Source organism: Falsiroseomonas selenitidurans (assembly GCF_012103215.1).
Taxonomy (GTDB): Bacteria; Pseudomonadota; Alphaproteobacteria; order Acetobacterales; family Acetobacteraceae; genus Falsiroseomonas; species Falsiroseomonas selenitidurans.
This window is the reverse complement of sequence record NZ_JAAVNE010000060.1, coordinates 1-19,349: the sequence shown is the minus strand read 5'-3', so window position 1 is coordinate 19,349 and position 19,349 is coordinate 1. Positions and strand designations below refer to the sequence as shown.

The following is a 19,349-nucleotide window of genomic DNA, read 5'->3' as shown; positions in this document are numbered from 1 at the left end:
GCGATGAGCGAAGCCGCTGGCTGCCACGGGGGCCGCGAGACGCTGGAGGCCGCCGCGCGTGCCGCCGGCAAGTCGCTGGTGATGGACGAACTCGCGAGGAACTATCCGCGCGGGCCGCATGACCAGCCGCAATCCATGTGCCCCGCCTTCGGGTCGCTGCGCGTCGGGCTGCGCATGCGGCGGGTGGCGACGATCCTTTCGGGCAGCGCCTGCTGCGTCTACGGGCTGACCTTCACCAGCCATTTCTACGGCGCGCGGCGCAGCGTGGGCTATGTGCCCTTCAATTCGGAAACGCTTGTCACCGGCAAGCTGTTCGAGGACATCCGCGACGCGGTCCATGCCACGGCGAAGCCGGAGGAGGTGGATGCGGTCGTCGTGATCAACCTCTGCGTCCCCACCGCCTCCGGCGTGCCGCTGGACCTGCTGCCGAAGCAGATCGACGGCGTCCGCGTCATCGGCATCGACGTGCCGGGCTTCGGCGTGCCGACCCATGCGGAAGCCAAGGACGTGCTGGCCGGCGCCATGCTGCGCTATGCCCGCGGCGAGGCCGAGGCCGGCCCCGTGGCGCGGCCGCGGCAGATGGTGGAGGGCGAGCGCAGCGTCGCGCTGATCGGCGAATTGTTCCCGGCGGACCCGATGGGCGTGGGCGCGCTGCTCGCGCCGATGGGGCTGACGGTGGCGCCGCAGACGCCGGCGCGGGAATGGCGCGACCTGTATGCCGCGCTGGATTGCGAAGTGGCCGCCGCGGTGCATCCCTTCTACACCGCCAGCATCCGCGAATTCCGCGCGGCGGGCCGGCCGGTGGTGGGCTCCGGCCCCGTCGGGCATGACGGCACGGCCGCCTGGCTGGAGGCGATCGCGCGCGCCACCGGCACGACGGCCGCGCAGCTGGATGCGGCCAAGGCGCGCGCCCTGCCGGCGATCCGCGCGGCGCTGGAGGCGGCGCCGATCGCCGCGCGCATCACCGTCTCCGGCTATGAGGGCTCGGAACTGCTGGTGGCGCGGCTGCTGATGGAGGCCGGTGCGGAGGTGCCCTATGTCGGCACCGCCTGCCCGCGCACCGAATGGTCCGACGCCGATCGCGACTGGCTGGAATCCCGCGGCACCCATGTGCAGTACCGCGCCAGCCTGGAGCAGGACATGGCGGCGATGCGGGAGGTGAAGCCCGACTTGGCGCTGGGCACCACGCCGCTGGTGCAGAAGGCCAAGGAGCTCGGCATCCCCGCGCTGTACTTCACCAACATGGTTTCCGCCCGGCCGCTGTTCGGCGCGGCGGGGGCGGGCTCCATGGCCGGCATCGTCGCCGCGCAGACCAGGGGGCGCGAGCGGTTCAGCCGCATGGTCAGCTTCTTCGAAGGTGTCGGTACGCCGGATGGCGCGGGCTACGGGTTCCGCGAGAAGCCGGTGGACCCGCCCGGCTTCCGCGACCGCCAGCGCAAGCTGCGCGCGGCGAAGGCCAAAGCCGAAGAATCGGTGGGGACCTGACGCATGCTCGTCCTCGATCATGACCGGGCCGGTGGCTATTGGGGCGCGATCTACGCCTTCTCCGCGGTGCGCGGGCTGCGCGTGGTGATCGACGGCCCGGTGGGCTGCGAGAACCTGCCGGTGACGGCGGTGCTGCACTACACGGATGCGCTGCCGCCGCATGAACTGCCGGTGGTGGTGACGGGGCTGGACGAGGACAGCCTGTCCAAGAACGGCACCGAGGATTCCATGCGCCGCGCCGCCTCGACGCAGGATGCGGACCTGCCGGCCGTGGTGGTCACCGGCTCCATCGCCGAGATGATCGGCGGCGGCGTGACGCCGCAGGGCAGCAACCTGCAGCGCTTCATCTGCCGCACCATCGACGAGGACCAGTGGCAGGCGGCGGACCGCGCCATCATGTGGCTGTGGACCGAGTTCGGCGCGCGCGGCCGCAAGGTGCGGGCGCGCAACGCCAAGCTGGGGCCGGCGCCGCGCGTCAACCTCATCGGCCCCATCTACGGCACCTTCAACATGCCCTCCGATCTCGCGGAGATCCGCCGCCTGGTGGAGGGCATCGGCTGCACGGTGAACCTGGTCTTTCCGCTGGGCAGCCATGTGGAGGACATCGCGAAGCTGCCGGATGCGGATGTGAACATCTGCCTCTATCGCGAATTCGGCCAGAAGCTGTGCGAGGAGCTGGAGCGCCCCTGGCTGCGCGCGCCGATCGGCTTGCACGCCACCACCAACTTCCTGCGCAAGCTCGGCGAGCTGACGGGGCTGGACCCCGAGCCCTTCATCGAGCGCGAGAAGCACACCACCATCAAGCCGATCTGGGACCTGTGGCGCAGCGTCACGCAGGACTTCTTCGCGAGCGCCAGCTTCGCGGTGGTGGCCACGGACACCTACGCGCGCGGCCTGCAGCGCTTCCTGGGCGAGGAGATGGGCGTGCCCTGCGCCTTCGCCTTCAGCCGCAGGCCGGGCGAGAAGCCGGACAATGCCGCGGTGCGCGCGGCAATGAAGGCGATGCCGCCGCTGGTGCTGTTCGGCAGCTACAACGAGCGCATGTACGCGGCGGAGCTGAAGTCCCGCGCCATGTACATCCCGGCCAGCTTCCCGGGCGCGATCATCCGCCGCGCCACCGGCACGCCCTTCATGGGCTATGCCGGCGCGACCTACATCGTGCAGGAATACTGCAACGCGCTGTTCGACGCGCTGTTCCACATCCTGCCGCTGGGTACGGACCTGGATCGCGTCGAGGCGACGCCGGCGCGCGCGGCGGAGCCGTGGGACGATGATGCCGTCGCGCTGCTCGACGCGCATGTCGAGGCCGAGCCCTTCCTGCTGCGGATCTCCGCCGCCAAGCGGCTGCGCGAGGCGGTGGAGCGCGCGGCCCGCGCGGCCGGGGAGCCGCGCATCCTCCGTGAGCGGGTCCGCCACACATTGGGCGACCTTGTCGCGCACCCAGTTGCGGAGGGCGTTGCATGACGCAGCCCCTGCATCCTTCCGATCCCGCCTGCCGCGTTCAGCGGTTCGCGAATCGGCATGGGCGGTTTCCCGCCCGTTCCATCCCAGCCGCGCGGGATCAGCGCGGTGGCGGCCGAAAGGCAATGTGGAGGTCCGATTCATGGCCGAAGGTTCAAAGACCGGCCTGACCGAGGGCGAAGCGCGAGAGATCCATTCCCTGCTGATCCAGGGCTGGGCCTTCTCCGTCTTCGCATCGATGGGTGCGCATATCCTGGTGTGGCTGTGGCGGCCGCTGGTTTACGGCAACCAGATCGTCCCGCCGGATTGGCGCTTCTTCTGAGGCGCCTGGCCCGACGACAGAGAGGAGACAGAGACAATGCATAAGATCTGGATGGTCGTGGACCCGCGGCGATCGCTTTTCCTGGCGATGGTCGGCGTGGTGGCCGTTGCGGGGCTGATCCACATCGTGGTGCTCAGCTCGCCCCGCTACTGCGATCACGTGGGCTGGTGCGCAACACCGGCGACCTTCGTTCCCGGGCAGCCGGTCGCGGTGGTTCGTTAAGCGGCGGTGTCGCCCCGCGGCAGCGGGCGAGGCAGGCACAGCGGGCCTTGCCCGCTGTCGAGGACGGCGACACAGGCAGGCGGGCTTGCGGCCCGCCCATTTGGGAGCGTCATGCGATGGCGATACTGACATTCGAGCGGAAATATCGCGTCCGCGGGGGCACCCTGGTGGGCGGCGACCTGTTCGATTTCTGGATAGGCCCCTTCTGGGTCGGCTTCTTCGGAATCACCACGGCCTTCTTCACCTTCATCGGGATCGGCCTGATCGCGATGGGGGCGGCCATGGGCGGCACCTTCAATCCGTGGCTCATCAACATCGCGCCGCCGGACCTCAGCTACGGCTTGCGCCTGGCGCCGATGGCGCAGGGCGGGCTGTGGCAGGCGATCACGGTGTGCGCCATCGGCGCCTTCGTATCCTGGGCGCTGCGCCAGGCGGAAATCTCGCGCAAGCTCGGCATGGGGTATCACATCCCCATCGCCTACGGCGTCGCGGTCTTCGCCTACATCACGCTGGTGGTCATCCGGCCGGTGCTGATGGGCGCCTGGGGGCACGGCTTCCCCTACGGCATCTTCAGCCACCTCGATTGGGTGTCCAACGTCGGCTACCAGCACCTGCATTTCCACTACAACCCGGCGCACATGCTGGCGGTGACCTTCTTCTTCACCACCACCCTCGCGCTGTCGATGCATGGTGGCCTGGTGCTGTCCGCGCTGAACCCCGCGCCGGGCGAGGTGGTGAAGACCGCGGAGCATGAGAACACCTATTTCCGCGACCTGATCGGCTATTCGATCGGCACGCTCGGCATCCACCGGCTCGGCCTGTTCCTGGCGCTGTCGGCCGGATTCTGGAGCGCGGTCTGCATCGTCATCAGCGGGCCGTTCTGGACGCGCGGCTGGCCGGAATGGTGGGGCTGGTGGCTGAACCTGCCGATCTGGAACAAGTGACGGGGAAGGGGGACAACGCAGATGCCTGAATATCAGAACCTCTTCACCCGCGTGCAGGTCCGCGGGCCGGTGCCCTACCCGGGCACGCCGATGGGCACGGCCCAGCTGCTGGCCGGCAATGCCGAGCGCGAAGGCAAGGGCACGTTCGTCAGCCTGTTCGGCAAGATCGGCGATGCGCAGATCGGGCCGGTCTATCTCGGCACGCTCGGCGTCCTGTCGCTGGTCTTCGGCTTCATCGCCTTCGAGATCATCGGCCTGAACATGCTGGCGTCCGTGAACTGGGACGTGGTGCAGTTCATCCGCCAGCTCTTCTGGCTGGCGCTGGAGCCGCCCTCGGCCGAATACGGGCTGCGCTTGCCGCCGCTGCGCGAAGGCGGCTGGTGGATCGTCGCCGGCTTCTGCCTGACGGTGTCCATCCTGCTGTGGTGGGCGCGCACCTACCGCCGCGCACGGGCGCTGGGCATGGGCACGCATGTGGCCTGGGCCTTCGCCGCCGCCATCTGGCTGTACCTGGTGCTGGGCTTCATCCGCCCCGTGCTGATGGGCTCCTGGAGCGAGGCGGTGCCCTTCGGCATCTTCCCGCACCTGGACTGGACCGCGGCGTTTTCCATCCGCTACGGCAACCTGTTCTACAACCCGTTCCACGCGCTTTCGATCGTGTTCCTGTATGGCTCGACGCTGCTGTTCGCGATGCACGGCGCCACCATCCTGGCACTCGGCCGCTATGGCGGGGAGCGTGAGATCGAGCTGGTGCTGGACCGCGGCACGGCGGCCGAACGCGGTGCGCTGTTCTGGCGCTGGTGCATGGGCTTCAACGCCACCTTCGAGAGCATCCATCGCTGGGCCTGGTGGTTCGCCGTGCTGTGCCCGCTGACCGGCGGCATCGGCATCCTGCTGACCGGCACAGTGGTCGACAATTGGTACCTCTGGGCCGTGGAGCGTCACTTCGCGCCGGCCTATCCGCAGCTTTGGGCGCCGGTCGTCGACCCCGCCCTGACGACGGGAGCACCGCGATGAGCCTCACGGCACGCGTCGGCCTCGCCTTCGCCGCAGCGCTCTGCGTGGCGATCGTGCTGCTGACCTTCGAACGACCGCCGATCCAGGCCAGCCAGGTGGGCTTCCGTGGCACGGCGATGGAGCAGGTGGTGAACCCGCGCAGCCAGGCGGTGCGGCTGGCCGCCAACCGCCTGCCGGAGGCCCCCGAGGCCGCCGGCACGGATGGCGAGAGGGCGCACGAGATCTACGAGAACGTGCAGGTGCTGCGCGAAGTGAGCGTCGAGCAGTTCGGCCGCATCATGCAGGCGATGACCGAGTGGATCGCGCCGGAGCAGGGCTGCACCTACTGCCACAACCCGGAGAACCTCGCCTCCGACGAGGTCTACACCAAGGTCGTGGCGCGGCGGATGCTGCAGATGACGGCGCACATCAATGCCGACTGGACGCCGCATGTCGGCACCACCGGCGTCACCTGCTACACCTGCCACCGCGGCCGCCCGGTGCCGGCGGCGGTCTGGGCCAACACCACGCTGGCGCAGAACGGGCTGCAGGCGCCCAACGGGCAGAACCACCCCTCGCTGGTGGCCAATCTCAGCTCGCTGCCGCTGAACCCGTTCACGCCCTTCCTGGAACAGGACAACCAGATCCGCGTCATCAGCACCGCCGCCCACCCCGCCACCAATCCGGCGGGGATCAAGGAGGCGGAGTGGACCTACTCGCTGATGATGCACATGTCGCAGGCGCTCGGCGTGAACTGCACCTTCTGCCACAACAGCCGGTCCTTCGCGAACTGGTCGGGCAGCCCGCCGGCACGGCTGACGGCCTGGCACGGCATCCGCATGGTGCGTGACCTGAACAACGACTACGTCACGCCGCTGACGCCGCTCTGGGTCGCCAACCCGCACGGGCCGCCGGATGCGCCCCGCGTGGCGCGCCTGGGTCCGGATGGCGATGCGCTGAAGGTGAACTGCGCCACCTGCCACCAGGGCGCCAACCGCCCCTTCTACGGTGCGCCGATGCTGCAGGATTATCCGGAGCTGCGGGCCGTCAGCCTCGGCCCGACGCGGGTGGTGATCCCGCAATGAGGCGCGCGGCCCACCGGCCGCGCCGCATTCCCACGGCGCCCGCCTTGCGGCATAGCGGGCGCCGTGGACCATCTTCTCGAACTCGGCGGGTTGTTCCTGGTGGCGCTGGGCGCCGCCAGCCTGCTGCCGCTGCAATCGGAACCGCTGCTGGTGGGGCTGCTGGTGCTGGGCTCGCAACCCGCCTGGCTGCTGGTGGTGGTGGCCAGCCTGGGCAATACGCTCGGCTCCGTGCTCAACTGGTGGCTCGGCCGGCAGCTGGTGCGCTGGCAGGGAAGGCGCTGGTTTCCGGTAACGCCCCGGGCGCTCGACCGGGCCAGCGGATGGTACCGGCGCTGGGGCCACTGGTCCCTGCTGCTGAGCTGGGCGCCGGTGATCGGCGATCCGCTGACGCTCGCGGCCGGCGTGCTGCGCGAGCCTTTCTGGCGCTTCCTCGCCCTGGTCGCCCTGGCCAAGACCGGACGCTACGCGGTGCTGGCGCTGATCACCCTGAACCTTCTCTGAGGCATGCATGATGGACGGGACCATGGCGCCGGATGGCCGGCCGCATGCCGTCGTCATCGGCGCCGGCTTCGGCGGACTGGCGGCGGCCATCCGCCTCGGCGCGCGCGGCTGGCGCGTGACGGTGGTGGAGAAGCTGGATGCGCCCGGCGGCCGCGCCTATGTCTTCCGGCAGGACGGCTTCACCTTCGACGCCGGCCCCACCATCATCACCGCCCCCTATCTGCTGGAAGAGCTCTGGACGCTGTGCGGGCGCCGCATGGCCGACGACCTCGATCTGCGGGCGATGAACCCGTTCTACCGCATCCGCTTCGATGACGGCACGGTGCTGAGCTGCAGCGCCGACCTGGAAGCGACGCGCGCCGAGATCGCGCGCATCGCGCCGGAGGATCTGGGCGGGTTCGACCGCTTCATCGCCGACAGCGAACGCATCTTCCGCGTCGCCTTCGCCGAGCTGGCGGACCAGCCCTTCCACCGCATCGCGACCCTGCTGCGCGCGGTGCCGGACATGATCCGCCTGCAGGGCTACCGCACCGTCTTCGGCAAGGTGGGCGACTACTTCACCAATCCGAAGCTGCGCATCGCCTTCAGCTTCCATCCGCTGCTGATCGGCGGCAATCCGCTGGACACCACCGCCTATTACTGCCTGATCGCGCATCTGGAACGGCTGCACGGCGTGCACTACGCCATGGGCGGCATGGGCGCGGTGGTGGATGGGCTGGTCGGGCTGATGCGCCAGCAGGGGGGCCGGCTGCGCTGCAAGGCGGAGGTGACGCGCATCACCGAAACCGGCGGCCGTGCCAGCGGCATCGACCTGGCGGATGGCACGCATATCGCGGCCGACATCGTTGTCTCCAACGCCGATGTGGGCTGGACCTACACGAAGCTGCTCGGCCGTCACCCGCGCAAGCGCTGGACGGATGCGAAGCTGGCGCGCGCGCATTACTCCATGAGCCTGTTCGTCTGGTATTTCGGCACCAGCCGGCGCTACGAGGATGTGGACCACCACACCATGGTGCTCGGCCCGCGCTACGAGGAACTGCTGCGGGACATCTTCGTGCGCAAGGTGTTGGCGAAGGACATGTCGCTGTACCTGCACCGGCCCACCGCCACGGACCCGTCGATGGCCCCGCCCGGCTGCGATTCCTTCTACGTGCTGTCGCCGGTGCCGAACCTGGCCGGTGCCACGGATTGGGCGGCGCAGGCGGAACCCTATCGCGCCGCCATCCAGCAGCGGCTGGAGGCGACGGTGCTGCCCGGGCTGGGCGAGGCCATCGTCACCTCCCGCATCCTGACGCCGCTGGATTTCCGCGACCGGCTGCTGTCGATGCAGGGCGCCGCCTTTTCCTTCGAGCCGCGGCTGTTCCAATCCGCCTGGTTCCGGCCGCACAATGTCAGCGAGGAGTTGCCGGGCCTGTACCTGGTGGGGGCCGGCACACATCCCGGCGCGGGGGTGCCGGGGGTCGTCTCCTCCGCCCGTATCCTGGACCAGGTGGTGCCGCATGGCAGCACGCTGGTGGCGGGGCGATAGGTCAGGCTGCGGCGGCGGCGAAGGCGCCTGCGAAGCGCGCGATATCGGCCGGGCGGCGCAGGAACCACAGCACCGGGCGCCCACCCGGCACCCAGTTCGGCTGCAGCCGCTGCACCTCCTGCAACGCCGCGCGGGCTTCCTCCGGCCGCCCGGCCTCGGTGGCGGCGACGACCAGGGTGCGGAAGCAGGGCGCGTAGTCCGGCAGCCGTGCGGCGCACCAGCGCAGCTCCGCCAGCGCCGCCTCCGGCTGCCCGGCCAGCAGCAGCGCCCGGCCGAGCACGGCGCGGCTGCGCGGCGCGCCATGCTGGTCGAGCGCCAATGCCTGCCGCACCGCCGCGGCCGCCTCCTCCGGAAAGCCGGCGGCGGAGAGCACTTCGGCGCAGGAGGTGCGGGTGCCGAGATCGGCCGGCCGGCCGGCCTGCAGCGCCAGCCGCGCCATCTCCGCCGCCTCGTCCCAGCGCTCGGACAGGGCCAGGGCGAAGGCGAGGGCGGAGATGCAGAGCGGCGAATCCGGGGCCAGTTCCACCGCCTGGCGGGCGAGGGCCAGCGCCTCCGCCCGTTCGGCCTGGTGGTCGCCCTCGCCCCAGCCATGGGTGACGAAGCGCATCACGGTGAAGGCGTGCCACCCCTGCGCCGCGGCATGTTCCGGGTCGGCGGCGATGGCGGCGATGAAATGGGCGCGGGCGGCCAGCGTATCGGCCTCCGTGCCGCGCTGATGCAGGTCGCGGCCCAGCAGGCAATGGTCGCGCGCGGTCAGCGCGGCCGGGTCGCGGTGGCGCGCGCGGCGCAGGCTCGCGCGCGCGATCTCCCTGTCGAGCACGCTTGCCAGCCGGACCAGCAGCGTCGCGGGCGGCAGGCCGGACTCCGGCAGGTCCAACCGATCCGCCCAGAGGCCCGCGCCGCTGGGTGCATCCTCCAGCCGGATCGCGAGCCGGTGCCCGGGCTGCGTCGCGAAGATCTCCGCATGCAGGCGGAAGCCCTGCGGCGCGGGGTCGGTGACGATCCGCAGGTCCTCGAAGCGGATCAGTTCGGCGGTCAGTTCCGAGGCCAGGGCACGGGCGAGGCGTTCGGTGGCGTCGCCCGCGGCCTCCGCCAGAAAGGGCGGCACCTGCAGGGTGGCCCGACGCGCGGTGAAGGGCGACACGGGCGGTGGCGCGGGGGCGGGCAGCGGCGCGGGACCTGGCGTCGCCGCCTGGCGCCGGACCTCGGCCGTCAGAACATAGCCGCGGCGCGGCACGGTGCGCAGCACGGCGGCGGCGCGATCGCCCAGTGCGCGGCGGATATCGCTGACGCATTGGGTCAGGCTGTCATCGGTCACGACCACGCCGGGCCACAGCGCCTCCAGCAAGGCGTCCCGCCCCTGCAGCAGGCCCGGATGATCCAGCAGGTGCTGCAGCAGCGCGAAGGCCTTGGGCCGCAGGGTCAGCTCCGGCCCCTCCTGGCGGCGCAGCGTGCCGCGTCCCAGGTCCAGGCAGAACTGATCGAAGCGGTAGCTGCCGGTCTGCATGGGCGAGGTCGCGCCCCCGGCGCGCGGTACGAAAGGGTTCCGAACGAGTCCCGAAACCACCCTGGCAGAATTTCCGGGCTAAATCAGCCCGGCTTCAGGACTTCCCGTCCGGCCAGGGATACCTCCCGCCGCAGCCGAAGGGGCCGCATGGCGCGCCCCGAGACGATCGGCGCGGAGCTTCCTTCCATGCGTGTCCCGACCTCGATCGGCGCCCTGTGCGGTGCCGTGATCGCCTGCGTCTTCGCTGTCGCCACCCTGCCGGCGCAGGCCGGCCAGCCACCCGGCGACCGCCGGCCGCATCCGGAGGCGGAGCAGTTCTGCCGGGCCCAATGCCTGTCCCTGGCGCGGGAGCGGCTGGCCGCGGCGCGGCCACAGGCGGCGCAGGCCTGCACCATCCGCTGCGCCGCCAGCGCCGACTTCGCGGCCCGGCAGCGGGCCGGCGAGGCGGCGGCCAGGGGGCAGGGCGTGGCGTTGCGCAACAGGGCCGGGGCGGTGATCCAGCCGCGCATGGCCGCCCTGGCCCGGCCCGCTTCCGCGCCGCGCCCGGTGGCGGTGAGCGTGGTCTACGCCGCGCCCGCGCCCTCCGGCGCGCATGGGCTGGTGACCGCGGTGGCGGACCGGAGCCTGGCGCACAGCCAGGCGCAGCAGCGCTGCGGCGGGCAGGCCTGCCGGCTGCTGGGCGAGGCCGCGGCGGCTTGCGGGGCTGCGGTGCAGGGTGTGCGGCGCAGCCCCTGGGCGCTGGTCATCACCAGCGACCCCAGCAGCTATGTCGTCGCCTCGGTCAGCGCCGGCTTCGGCGCCAGCCGGGCGGAGGCGGAGCGCGCCGCCATGGCGGAATGCCGCGCCCGGGGGCAGGGGCTGCATTGCCGGGTCATCGCGGCGAGCTGCGCCGGCTGACCCCCGCCAGCACCCGCGCCGCCGCCAGCCGCCCGGACATCGCCGCCATCGGAACACCCGGCCCCGGATGGACGGAGCCGCCGGCGAGGAACAGCCCGGGCAGGCGGGAGGCGGCGCCGGGGCGGGCGAAGGTGCCGGTGGCGCCATGGCTGGCGCGGCCATAGAGCGCGCCGCCGGTGCCGGGAAACAGGTCGTGGAAGCCGGCGGGGGTGGTCGTGGTGGTGTTGGCGGCGGTCGCCTCGATCACCAGGCCGCAGCGCCGCAGCAGGTCCAGGCTGCGCTGCTGCAATTCGTCCCGCGCATCGGGGGTCAGTTCGGACAGGTCGCCATCGGCGGGGGCATTGACCAGCAGCAGCAGGCGTTCCGGCGCACCGGCCGGCACATCGGCCTGGCCGCGGTCCTGGGCGCAGATGTAGACGGTGGGCGCCGCGGTGATCCGGCGGGCGCGGAAGATGGCGGCGAATTCGGCGGCGTAGTCCTCGGCGAAGAAGACATTGTGGTGGCTCAGCGGGAAGCCGTGCGTCGCCGCGTTCATGCACCAGGTGACGGCGGAGAGCGAGCGCGCGGCGCGCGGCGTGTCGCGCGCCGCGCGCCGCGCCGCGCCGCCCAGCAGTCCCTGGCCGAGTGCCGCGACATCGCCGTTGAACACCACGGCATCGGCCTGCAGCACCTCGCCATCCTCCAGCCGCACGCCGGCGGCGCGGCCGCCCTGCACCAGGATGTCCAGCACCGGCGTGTTGAAGCGGAAGCGCGCGCCCTGCGATTCGGCCAGTGCCTGCACCGCCTGCGCCACCCGGCGCATCCCGCCCCGCACCAGCCAGACGCCGTCCTGTTCCACATGCGCCACCAGCATCAACGTGGCCGGCGCCAGGAGGGGGGAGCAGCCGCAATAGGTGGCGTAGCGGCCGAACAGCTGCCGCAGCCTCGGGTCGGTGAAATGCGTGCCCAGCGCCTGCCACAGCGTGGCCCAGGGTGCCGTGCGCCACAGCGCCTCCAGCCGCCCGACGCGCCGCACGAGATCGAGCGGCGAGGGCCGTTGCGCGGCGATGAAGCTGTCCCGCAGCGTGCCGAAGATGTCCGCGCTGCGGGCGGCGAAGTCCCGGAAGCCCTGCGCGTCCTGCGCGCCGGCGAAATCGCCGATGGCGTCGGCGGAACGTGCCACGCTGGCGAAGAGGTCGAGCCGCCCGCCCGCCCGCCAGGCATGCCGTGCCAGGATGTCCGCCTGGTGCAGCTCCAGCACATCCTCCAGCCGCTGCCCCGCATCGGCGAAGAGGCCGGCGAAGATCCAGCGCATGGTGAAGACCGTGGGCCCGCCATCGATGGCAGCGCCGCCGGCCTGCACATGGCGCATCTTGCCGCCGGCGGCCGCGGCGCGTTCCAGCACCGTGACCTCCGCGCCCTGCCGTGCCAGGTCGGCCGCGGCCGCCAGCCCGCCCATGCCGGCGCCGATGACGACCACGCGCATCGCGGTCAGGCCACCGCGCCCACCCGCCGCCGCGCCTGCCGTTCCACGCCCAGCCGGTGCCAGATGATGATCGCCAGGCCAACCACCAGCGGCAGGCTCCACATCGCCGGGTGCAGGGCCAGTTCCGGAAAGACGCGCACGGAGCCGAAGGCCATGAAGGCCGTGTAGACGGAGATGCCGGCACCGACCAAGGCCTTGATGTGCTCCTTCAGCCAGTCCTGTCGTTCCACGCGCGGCTTGTGCAGGAACCACAGATTGGTCAGCCCGGTGGCCAGCCCGACAACGGCGATGCCGATCATCAGCGGTTGGCCGATGATCCAGCCCTGCGCCGCGCAGACCAGCGCCGCCGCCATCACCGCGTATTGCAGGCCAAGGTTCAGCTTCGTGCGGTTCGCCGCATGCCGGCCCTTGTTGGTGATGCAGAGGTAGCCGTACCAGGCCAGGTTGATGGTCAGGATGCCGGTGTGCAGCATCATCCAGCCGAACATACCGCGCAGGAAGGCGGCGTCGAACCGGCCTTCCAGATGCGGATGCGTGCCGAGGGGGTCGAGCAGCGTCAGCAGGCTCATCATCACGGCCAGGCTGCCGGTGGCCAGCATCGCGAAGGTGAAGACGCGCCCCCAGCGCCGGTGGCGCCCGCCGCCCTTGCGGCCGATCACCGGCACCCAGAAGGCGATGGCCCCGGTGGTGCCGGTCAGGATATGGGCGACGACCAGGCTGTGGAACAGCAGCAGCTCCATAACCCGTTCTCCTCCCTTGACGGGAGTGACAATGCCACTTGACACTTCGAGGTGTAAAGCGAGGGAATCAACCGATCATGGAGGGGACAGCCGCCTTGCCGGCCGAGGCGTTCATCCCGCCGCATCCGCATCCGCGTTCCCCCGTGGTGGCGCTGCTGCGCGCCGTGGCGCAGGGGGAGGGCGACCTGCTCGGCCTGTTGCCGGCGGAAGCCTATGAGATGCCGATCGGCCCGCTGGGCTATTCCCGCCGCTCCATCGTGGTGGTGAACGAGCCGAAGCTGGTGCGCCATGTGCTGGTGGATCCCGACGGCATCTTCCCGAAATCGGACCTGATGGTGAATGCGCTGGACCCGCTGATCGGCGACAGCATCTTCGTCAGCTCGGGCGGCACCTGGCAGCGCCAGCGCGCGATGATGGACCCGGCGCTGACGCTGATGCGCGTGAACCGCGCCTTCCCGCACATGGAAGCCGGCATCGAGGCCGCGGAGGCCGCCCTGGCGCGGGATGCGGCGGCGGGGCGGCTGCTGTCGCTGGACCTGATGATGAGCCACCTGACGGCCGACATCATCTGCCGCTCGGTCTTCTCCTCGGGGCTCGAGGGCCATGTCGCGCACCAGGTGTTCGACGCCTTCACCTTCTTCGAGCGCAGCGTGGCGCAGGTGGAGATCCGCCGGCTGATCCTGGACCGCGCCTGGACGCGCATTCCACAAAGCGCCGCCGTGCTGGACAGCTGCGCGCTGATCCGCCGCTGCCTGGGCGAATTGCTGGACGGGCATTTGCAGGCCGGGCAGTCCTTCGACGACATCGCCAGCGCCGTGGTGGCGGCGCGCGACGGCGAGGGCCGCGCCTTCACGCGGGAGGAGCTGATCGACCAGCTCGGCGTGCTGTTCCTGGCCGGGCACGAGACCAGCGCCAGCGCGCTGACCTGGGTGTTCTTCCTGCTGGCCTGCCGGCCGGACCTGGTGCGGCGGTTGCGGGCGGAGGTGCAGGCCGTCTGCGGCGACGGGCCGATCGGCTTCGAGCACACCAAGCGCCTGGTGTTCACGCGCAACGTGTTCCGCGAGACGCTGCGGCTGTACCCGCCCATCACCTTCCTGCCGCGCGTGGCGAATGAGGCGACGCGGCTGGGCGGCTACCGGGTGCGGCGCGGCGCGCTGGTGATGGTGGCGCCCTGGCTGCTGCACCGGCACCGCCGCTACTGGACGCGCCCCAACCAGTTCGACCCGGACCGCTTCCTGCCGGAGCGCGAGGCGGAGATGATTCCGGGCGCCTACATCCCCTTCGGCATCGGCCCGCGCATCTGCGCCGGCGCCGCCTTCGCCACGGTGGAAGCGGTGCTGCTGATCGCGCGGCTGTTCCGCCGCTTCGACTTCCATGTGGAGCAGCCGGAGGCGGTGCGCCCGGCGGCGCGGCTGACCACGCGGCCGCGCCGCCAGGTCATGCTGCGCGTCACCGCCGCCTGATGCCCACCCTCCTGCTCACCCTCGGGCGGCTGCCCAAGGGGCTGGACCTGGCGCGGGGCTTCGCCGCGATCGGCTGGCGCGTGGTGGTGGCGGAGCCCTTCGCCCGGCATCTGTGTGGGGCTTCGCGCGACGTGGCGAAATCCATCGTGGTGCCGGCACCGGCCGCTGGCCAGCGCGCCTATCTGGAAGCGCTGGCCGCGGTGGTGCGGGCGGAGGAGGTGGCGCTGGTGCTGCCGGTGTCGGAGGAGACGATGCATGTCGCCTTCCTGCCGCCGCTGCTGCCGCCCGGCGTGCGCGTGGTGACCATGGCGCCGGACGCGCTGCTGCCGGTCTATGACAAGGGCGGTTTCATCGCCTTCGCCCAGGCGCATGGCCTGGACGTGCCGGAAAGCGCGGCGCTGGAGGACCACCCTCGCGCGGCGGCGCTGGTGGCGGCGGGGCCGGTGGTGGTGAAGCCGCTGCATGGCTGTTCCGGCCGCGGGCTGCGGCGCCTGGCGCAGGGCGCCGCGCTGCCGCCGCCCGGCGCGCCGGCCCTGGTGCAGCGCCTGGTGACGGGGGAGGAATTCTCCACCTGCGCCTTCGCGCATCGCGGCCGGGTGCTGGGCAATGTGGTCTATCGCGGCACGCTGATGTCGGGCTCCGTCGCCGTCGCCTTCCAGCGGGTGGACCACCCGGCCATCGAGGCGTGGGTGCGCCGCTTCGTCGCCGCGGCCCGCTGGTCCGGCTTCATCGCCTTCGACCTGATCGTCGATGCGGCGGGCCGGCCCTGGGGGCTGGAGTGCAACCCGCGCACCACCAGCGGCCTGCACTTCTTCGAGCCGGCGGACATTGCCCGCGCGATCCTGGATCCGGAGGGCGCGCCGCCGCCGCGCCACCGCCCGGTGGCGGAACTGCAGCAATTCTGGTCCTGCCTGACGGAGACGCAGCTCTCCCTGTTCCGCGGCGGACCCTTCCGCGCCAATCTGCGCCGGCTGCTGGCGACGCCGGATGTCTGCTGGCAGGCGCGCGACCCCTGGCCGCTGCTGTCCATGCCCTGGACCACCTGGCGCATCATCCGCCTGGCCGCCCGGCGGCGCGTTCCCTTCGGCGAGGTGGCGACGCTGGATGTGGGCTGGACCGGATAGGTCGCAGACCGGACGCGGCCCGCGGCCCCTGCGGTGCGGCGATCTCCCGCCGCCCAAGCGCCTCGCCGCGCTTCAGAACACCAGGGGCGGGGCCAGCCCGTCGAAGGCCGGCAGGCGGATCACCGCCACGCCGCGCCAGTTTAGCGTCGGGTCGCTGCCTTGCAGGAAGCGCAGGAAGGGCAGGATGGGCGCCGGGCGGTCCAGCTGCACCACCCAGTCGCGATAGCATTCGGCCAGGAAGGCGGTGAAGCTGTGGTAGCGGAACACCGTCTCGCCCGCTGCCTCGATGCCGGCGAACACCTCGTTGTCGCGGCCCTCGGCGCTGAAATCGGCGCGCAGCAGGTAGCGCCCGGCCGGCAGGTCCAGCGGCTGCGCCAGGCGGGCGCCGCCGGCTGCGTCGCGGGTGAAGGCGGCGGCGGCCAGATTGGCCACCACCTCCTGCCGCGGGTCGAAATAGGGCGAGGCCGCGGCCTTTTCCGCCGGCATGAACAGCACGTTGTTCACCCCGGTCGGGTTGGCGAAATCCGACGCCGCCGTGATCCGGCGGTAACTGCCGAGATCGACCGCCAGGTAGCCCGCGGCGGTCAGCACCGCGTGGCAGCGCATGTCGTCCGGCGCCTGTTCCAGCGCCATGATCGGCCTGCCCTCGGCGATCAGCCGCGGGCAGCCCTGCAGCGCCGCCAGCTCCGCCCCCTCGATGTCCATCTTGACGAAGCTCGGCACCAGGCCGGTGGCGGCGATGAAATCGTCCAGCGCCAGGGTCGGCACCGGGGTGCCGCCGGCGCCTTCCTCCACCCGGTCGTTCAAATGGCTGCCTTCGGCGAGGTGCACGGCCTCGCCGCTGCGGTGCCAGATGGCCCGGTGGTACAGGGTGACATTGTGGCACCCGGCGGCGGTCAAATTGTGGTGGGTCCGGCCGATGATGCGGGGGCTGGCCTCGAAGGCGCAGACGATGCCGCGCGGGCCGGCCTGGCGGGACATCTGCTGGGCGAAGGCGCCGGCATTGGCGCCGACATCGAAGGCGATGTCGCCCGGCCGGACATGGTCGCGCACCGCCAGCTGCACCACCGGCTCCCACAGGGATCGTTCCCACCAGGGTTGCAGCGGGAAATCCGCCGGCCGCGCCAGGCGGCCGAGCGCCTCGCGCAGCGGCGGCGGCAGGGCGGCCGCCAGGGCCGCCGCCTGCTCGATCCGCGGCCGGTCCTCGGCCTGCTGCGCGGCCATCGCCGCCAGGCGCTGCGGGTCGGCGCGCGGCATTTGCAGGGCGTGGGCCACCTCCTCCTCCAGCAGGCGGACGTGCTGACGCAGCTGCTGCGTGCCGGTGGCCCGGCGCAGCGTGTCGAGGATCAGTCGGCGCATCTGGTCGGTCCCAGGCTTCTGCCGCCCAGCTTGCGACGAGACGCAGCAGGCGAGAAGAGGGTGGCTTGAAATCAACCAATGATTGACGAAGGCTTGAGGTAATACCGCGGCAGCGCGTCTTCACAGGCTCGACCCGGGGCCGAGGGCGGGGTATGCCGCGGGCCGCAATGCCCTTGCGACGATAGGGATCCCCGCGACGATGATCACGCTCGATGCCTGGCTGGCGGAGGCCGAGGCGTTGCTGGCCCAGACCCGCGCCCTGAAGCTGGATGCCGCCCTCGACGCGGCGGTGGAGGCCACGGTCGCGGCGCTGGCCGCGAACAAGCCGCTGCTGGTCTGCGGCAATGGCGGCTCGGCAGCCGATGCGCAGCATATCGTGGGCGAGATGGTCGGCCGCTTCCTACGTGAAAGGCGGGCGCTGAAGGCGATCTGCCTGTCCTCCAACCCCGCCGTGCTCACCGCCTGGTCCAATGACTACAGTTTTGCCACCGTCTTCTCCCGCCAGGTGGAAGCCTATGGGGAGGCCGGCGGCGTCATCCTCGGCCTGTCCACCTCCGGCAATTCCGAGAATGTGGTGCTGGCCTTCGAGGCCGCGAAACGGCTGGGCATGGCGACCATCGGGATGACCGGCCAGGGCGGCGGGAAGATGGCGGCGCTGTCCGACCACCTGCTGGCCGTGCCGTCACGCTCCACCCCCGCCATCCAGCAGGTGCACCTGGCGCTCTACCATTGCTACTGCGCGGCGGTGGAGGCGCGGCTGGCGGATGGCTGACACCCTCCGGCAGGCCGCGATCCTGGTCGGCGGCCGCGGCACCCGCCTGGGCGCGCTGACGGACGCCATCCCGAAGCCGATGGTGGATGTCGCCGGCCGTCCCTTCCTCGACTGGCTGGTGGAGGAGGTGGCGCGCTTCGGCGTCCCGCGCATCACCCTGCTGGCCGGCTATCTCGGCCAGACCATCGTCGACCGCTACGACGGCCGGACCCTGCTTGGCAGCCGGATCGAGGTGGTGGTGGAGCCGCAGCCGCTGGGCACCGGCGGCGGCCTGCGCCTGTTCACCGACCGGCTGGAGGATGCCTTCCTGCTGCTGAACGGCGACACGCGCTTCGACGTGAACCTGCTGGACCTGCCGCTGCAATCCGCCGATGCGCTGGCCACCCTGGCGCTGCGCCGCACCGCGCCGGGCGCCCGCTATGGCACCGTGGCGGTGGCGGGCGATGGACGCATCACCGGCTTCGCCGCCCGCAGCCCGGATGGCAGCCTGGGGCAGGGCGGCCCCATCAATGGCGGCATCTACTGGCTGCGCAAGCGGATCCTGGACCATATCGGCCCGGGCATGGTCTCCCTCGAATCTGATGTCTTCCCGAAGCTGGCCGAAGCCGGCGCGTTGCGCGGCGCGCTGTATGACGGCGATTTCATCGATATCGGCATCCCGGAGGACCTGGCCGCGGCGCAGACCGTGATCCCCGCCATGGCCCGCCGTAGGGCGGCCTTCCTGGACCGCGACGGCGTGCTGATCGAGGATACCGGCTGGCCGCATGAGCCGGCGAAGGTGCGCTGGATGCCCGGCGCGGCGCAGGCGGTGAAGCGGCTGAACGATGCCGGCTACTACGTCTTCGTGGTCACCAACCAGGCCGGCGTCGCCCGCGGCTTCTTCCCCGAATCGCAGATCGGCGTGATGCATGGCTGGATGGCCGGCGTGTTGGCCGCCGCCGGGGCGCATGTGGATGCGTTCGAATACTGCCCGAACCATCCGGAGGCGCCGCTGGCCGCCTATCGGCTGGATTGCCGTCGCCGCAAGCCGAAGCCCGGCATGGTCGAGGATCTGCTGGCGGCCTGGCCGGTGGCGGCCGAGGGCTCCTTCCTGATCGGCGACAAGGACAGCGACCTGCAGGCGGCGGCTGCCTGCGGCCTGCCCGGCCACCTGTTCGGCGGCGGCGACCTGGACCAGTTCGTGGCGCGGCTGCTGGCGCGGTGAGGTTCGTCATCGCCGATCCGGGGCTGAACGGGCCGGCGGGACATCATCTTTCCTATTCGGCGGCGGTGGCGGAGGCGGCGCTGGCGGCGGGGCACCAGCCGCTGGTGCTCGCCGGGCGCGGCTTTTCCGGCACGCTGGACCCGGCCGGGCTGATCCCGGCACGCGCGGTGCTGGGCGCGGCCTATCAGAGCGCGGGCGGCGGCGGGCTGGCGCGGCGGCTGGCCTTCGGCCTGGCGGCGCTGCTGCCGCCCGGCCTGGCCGGCCGCGTGGCGCC

19 protein-coding genes are annotated in these 19,349 nt (G+C 71.6%); 15 read left to right on the top strand and 4 right to left on the bottom strand.

Annotated elements, in window-relative coordinates; all coding sequences use genetic code 11:
• Window positions 1–3: 3 nt before the first annotated feature.
• From bchY to crtI, 9 genes are all read left to right on the top strand, one after another.
• On the top strand, window positions 4–1,485 hold the full coding sequence (bchY, locus tag HEQ75_RS24150) for a chlorophyllide a reductase subunit Y (protein ID WP_168034691.1): 1,482 nt from the start codon (window positions 4–6) through the stop codon (window positions 1,483–1,485).
• Window positions 1,486–1,488: 3 nt separating this feature from the next.
• Window positions 1,489–2,949: a chlorophyllide a reductase subunit Z gene (gene bchZ / locus HEQ75_RS24145; RefSeq protein WP_168034690.1), complete on the top strand. Its 1,461-nt coding sequence runs from the start codon at window positions 1,489–1,491 to the stop codon at window positions 2,947–2,949.
• A 139-nt stretch (window positions 2,950–3,088) separates the two neighbouring features.
• On the top strand, window positions 3,089–3,268 hold the full coding sequence (locus HEQ75_RS24140) for a hypothetical protein (protein ID WP_168034689.1): 180 nt from the start codon (window positions 3,089–3,091) through the stop codon (window positions 3,266–3,268).
• Between the two features lie 36 nt (window positions 3,269–3,304).
• A complete protein-coding gene (gene pufA / locus HEQ75_RS24135) occupies window positions 3,305–3,490 on the top strand; it encodes a light-harvesting antenna LH1, alpha subunit (RefSeq protein WP_168034688.1) in 186 nt (61 codons plus the stop codon).
• A 116-nt stretch (window positions 3,491–3,606) separates the two neighbouring features.
• Window positions 3,607–4,434, top strand: a complete 828-nt coding sequence (gene pufL / locus HEQ75_RS24130) for a photosynthetic reaction center subunit L (RefSeq protein ID WP_168034686.1) — start codon at window positions 3,607–3,609, stop codon at window positions 4,432–4,434.
• 21 nt (window positions 4,435–4,455) lie between these two features.
• Window positions 4,456–5,451 (top strand): photosynthetic reaction center subunit M, encoded by a 996-nt coding sequence (pufM, locus tag HEQ75_RS24125; protein ID WP_168034684.1) that lies wholly within the window; start codon window positions 4,456–4,458, stop codon window positions 5,449–5,451.
• Window positions 5,448–6,515 carry a photosynthetic reaction center cytochrome PufC gene (gene pufC, locus HEQ75_RS24120; RefSeq protein ID WP_168034683.1) on the top strand — a complete coding sequence of 356 codons (1,068 nt, stop codon included), beginning with the start codon at window positions 5,448–5,450 and terminating at the stop codon, window positions 6,513–6,515. Before pufM ends, pufC begins: the two co-directional genes overlap by 4 nt.
• Before the next feature lie 63 nt (window positions 6,516–6,578).
• Window positions 6,579–7,016 (top strand): YqaA family protein, encoded by a 438-nt coding sequence (locus HEQ75_RS24115; RefSeq protein ID WP_168034682.1) that lies wholly within the window; start codon window positions 6,579–6,581, stop codon window positions 7,014–7,016.
• Between the two features lie 7 nt (window positions 7,017–7,023).
• Window positions 7,024–8,544: a phytoene desaturase family protein gene (crtI, locus tag HEQ75_RS24110; protein ID WP_168034680.1), complete on the top strand. Its 1,521-nt coding sequence runs from the start codon at window positions 7,024–7,026 to the stop codon at window positions 8,542–8,544.
• A gap of 1 nt (window position 8,545) precedes the next feature.
• Here the strand turns inward: crtI and HEQ75_RS24105 are convergent, their stop codons facing one another.
• Window positions 8,546–10,051, bottom strand: coding sequence for a winged helix-turn-helix domain-containing protein (locus tag HEQ75_RS24105; RefSeq protein WP_168034679.1), 1,506 nt, complete (start codon window positions 10,049–10,051; stop codon window positions 8,546–8,548).
• Window positions 10,052–10,237: 186 nt separating this feature from the next.
• Here HEQ75_RS24105 and HEQ75_RS24100 point away from each other — a divergent pair, with 186 nt between their 5' ends.
• Window positions 10,238–10,948 (top strand): hypothetical protein, encoded by a 711-nt coding sequence (locus HEQ75_RS24100; RefSeq protein ID WP_168034678.1) that lies wholly within the window; start codon window positions 10,238–10,240, stop codon window positions 10,946–10,948.
• On the opposite strand, the gene crtD is transcribed toward HEQ75_RS24100, so the two are convergent.
• Both crtD and HEQ75_RS24090 read right to left on the bottom strand, forming a co-directional pair.
• Entirely contained in the window at window positions 10,923–12,413 is a 1,491-nt protein-coding gene (gene crtD, locus HEQ75_RS24095) for a 1-hydroxycarotenoid 3,4-desaturase CrtD (protein WP_168034677.1), read from the bottom strand. The two genes, HEQ75_RS24100 and crtD, sit on opposite strands and share 26 nt — an antisense overlap.
• Window positions 12,414–12,418: 5 nt before the next feature.
• Window positions 12,419–13,153: a hypothetical protein gene (locus HEQ75_RS24090; protein ID WP_168034676.1), complete on the bottom strand. Its 735-nt coding sequence runs from the start codon at window positions 13,151–13,153 to the stop codon at window positions 12,419–12,421.
• Between the two features lie 77 nt (window positions 13,154–13,230).
• Between HEQ75_RS24090 and HEQ75_RS24085 the strand changes: the two genes are divergently transcribed.
• Both HEQ75_RS24085 and HEQ75_RS24080 read left to right on the top strand, forming a co-directional pair.
• On the top strand, window positions 13,231–14,616 hold the full coding sequence (locus HEQ75_RS24085) for a cytochrome P450 (RefSeq protein ID WP_168034675.1): 1,386 nt from the start codon (window positions 13,231–13,233) through the stop codon (window positions 14,614–14,616).
• Window positions 14,616–15,740, top strand: a complete 1,125-nt coding sequence (locus HEQ75_RS24080; RefSeq protein ID WP_168034674.1) for an ATP-grasp domain-containing protein — start codon at window positions 14,616–14,618, stop codon at window positions 15,738–15,740. Before HEQ75_RS24085 ends, HEQ75_RS24080 begins: the two co-directional genes overlap by 1 nt.
• A gap of 72 nt (window positions 15,741–15,812) precedes the next feature.
• On the opposite strand, the gene HEQ75_RS24075 is transcribed toward HEQ75_RS24080, so the two are convergent.
• Window positions 15,813–17,099, bottom strand: coding sequence for an FkbM family methyltransferase (locus HEQ75_RS24075; protein ID WP_168034673.1), 1,287 nt, complete (start codon window positions 17,097–17,099; stop codon window positions 15,813–15,815).
• Window positions 17,100–17,298: 199 nt separating this feature from the next.
• On the opposite strand from HEQ75_RS24075, the gene HEQ75_RS24070 reads away from it, so the two are divergent.
• From HEQ75_RS24070 to HEQ75_RS24060, 3 genes are all read left to right on the top strand, one after another.
• Entirely contained in the window at window positions 17,299–17,871 is a 573-nt protein-coding gene (locus tag HEQ75_RS24070; RefSeq protein ID WP_168034672.1) for a D-sedoheptulose-7-phosphate isomerase, read from the top strand.
• Complete coding sequence (locus HEQ75_RS24065) at window positions 17,864–19,075, top strand: HAD-IIIA family hydrolase (protein ID WP_168034671.1); 1,212 nt, start codon at window positions 17,864–17,866, stop codon at window positions 19,073–19,075. Before HEQ75_RS24070 ends, HEQ75_RS24065 begins: the two co-directional genes overlap by 8 nt.
• Window positions 19,072–19,349, top strand: a 278-nt coding sequence (locus HEQ75_RS24060; RefSeq protein ID WP_168034670.1) for a hypothetical protein, incomplete at its 3' end; no start/stop codon positions are given. The genes HEQ75_RS24065 and HEQ75_RS24060, both read left to right, overlap by 4 nt.

Bases quoted from the DNA above. Each gene is read 5' to 3' on its own strand.
- bchY (WP_168034691.1), top strand. From the start codon at position 4: ATGAGCGAAGCCGCTGGCTGCCACGGGGGCCGCGAGACGCTGGAGGCC.
- bchZ (WP_168034690.1), top strand. From the start codon at position 1,489: ATGCTCGTCCTCGATCATGACCGGGCCGGTGGCTATTGGGGCGCGATC.
- HEQ75_RS24140 (WP_168034689.1), top strand. From the start codon at position 3,089: ATGGCCGAAGGTTCAAAGACCGGCCTGACCGAGGGCGAAGCGCGAGAG.
- pufA (WP_168034688.1), top strand. From the start codon at position 3,305: ATGCATAAGATCTGGATGGTCGTGGACCCGCGGCGATCGCTTTTCCTG.
- pufL (WP_168034686.1), top strand. From the start codon at position 3,607: ATGGCGATACTGACATTCGAGCGGAAATATCGCGTCCGCGGGGGCACC.
- pufM (WP_168034684.1), top strand. From the start codon at position 4,456: ATGCCTGAATATCAGAACCTCTTCACCCGCGTGCAGGTCCGCGGGCCG.
- pufC (WP_168034683.1), top strand. From the start codon at position 5,448: ATGAGCCTCACGGCACGCGTCGGCCTCGCCTTCGCCGCAGCGCTCTGC.
- crtI (WP_168034680.1), top strand. From the start codon at position 7,024: ATGATGGACGGGACCATGGCGCCGGATGGCCGGCCGCATGCCGTCGTC.
- HEQ75_RS24105 (WP_168034679.1), bottom strand. From the start codon at position 10,051: ATGCAGACCGGCAGCTACCGCTTCGATCAGTTCTGCCTGGACCTGGGA.
- HEQ75_RS24100 (WP_168034678.1), top strand. From the start codon at position 10,238: ATGCGTGTCCCGACCTCGATCGGCGCCCTGTGCGGTGCCGTGATCGCC.
- crtD (WP_168034677.1), bottom strand. From the start codon at position 12,413: ATGCGCGTGGTCGTCATCGGCGCCGGCATGGGCGGGCTGGCGGCCGCG.
- HEQ75_RS24090 (WP_168034676.1), bottom strand. From the start codon at position 13,153: ATGGAGCTGCTGCTGTTCCACAGCCTGGTCGTCGCCCATATCCTGACC.
- HEQ75_RS24085 (WP_168034675.1), top strand. From the start codon at position 13,231: ATGGAGGGGACAGCCGCCTTGCCGGCCGAGGCGTTCATCCCGCCGCAT.
- HEQ75_RS24080 (WP_168034674.1), top strand. From the start codon at position 14,616: ATGCCCACCCTCCTGCTCACCCTCGGGCGGCTGCCCAAGGGGCTGGAC.
- HEQ75_RS24075 (WP_168034673.1), bottom strand. From the start codon at position 17,099: ATGCGCCGACTGATCCTCGACACGCTGCGCCGGGCCACCGGCACGCAG.
- HEQ75_RS24070 (WP_168034672.1), top strand. From the start codon at position 17,299: ATGATCACGCTCGATGCCTGGCTGGCGGAGGCCGAGGCGTTGCTGGCC.
- HEQ75_RS24065 (WP_168034671.1), top strand. From the start codon at position 17,864: ATGGCTGACACCCTCCGGCAGGCCGCGATCCTGGTCGGCGGCCGCGGC.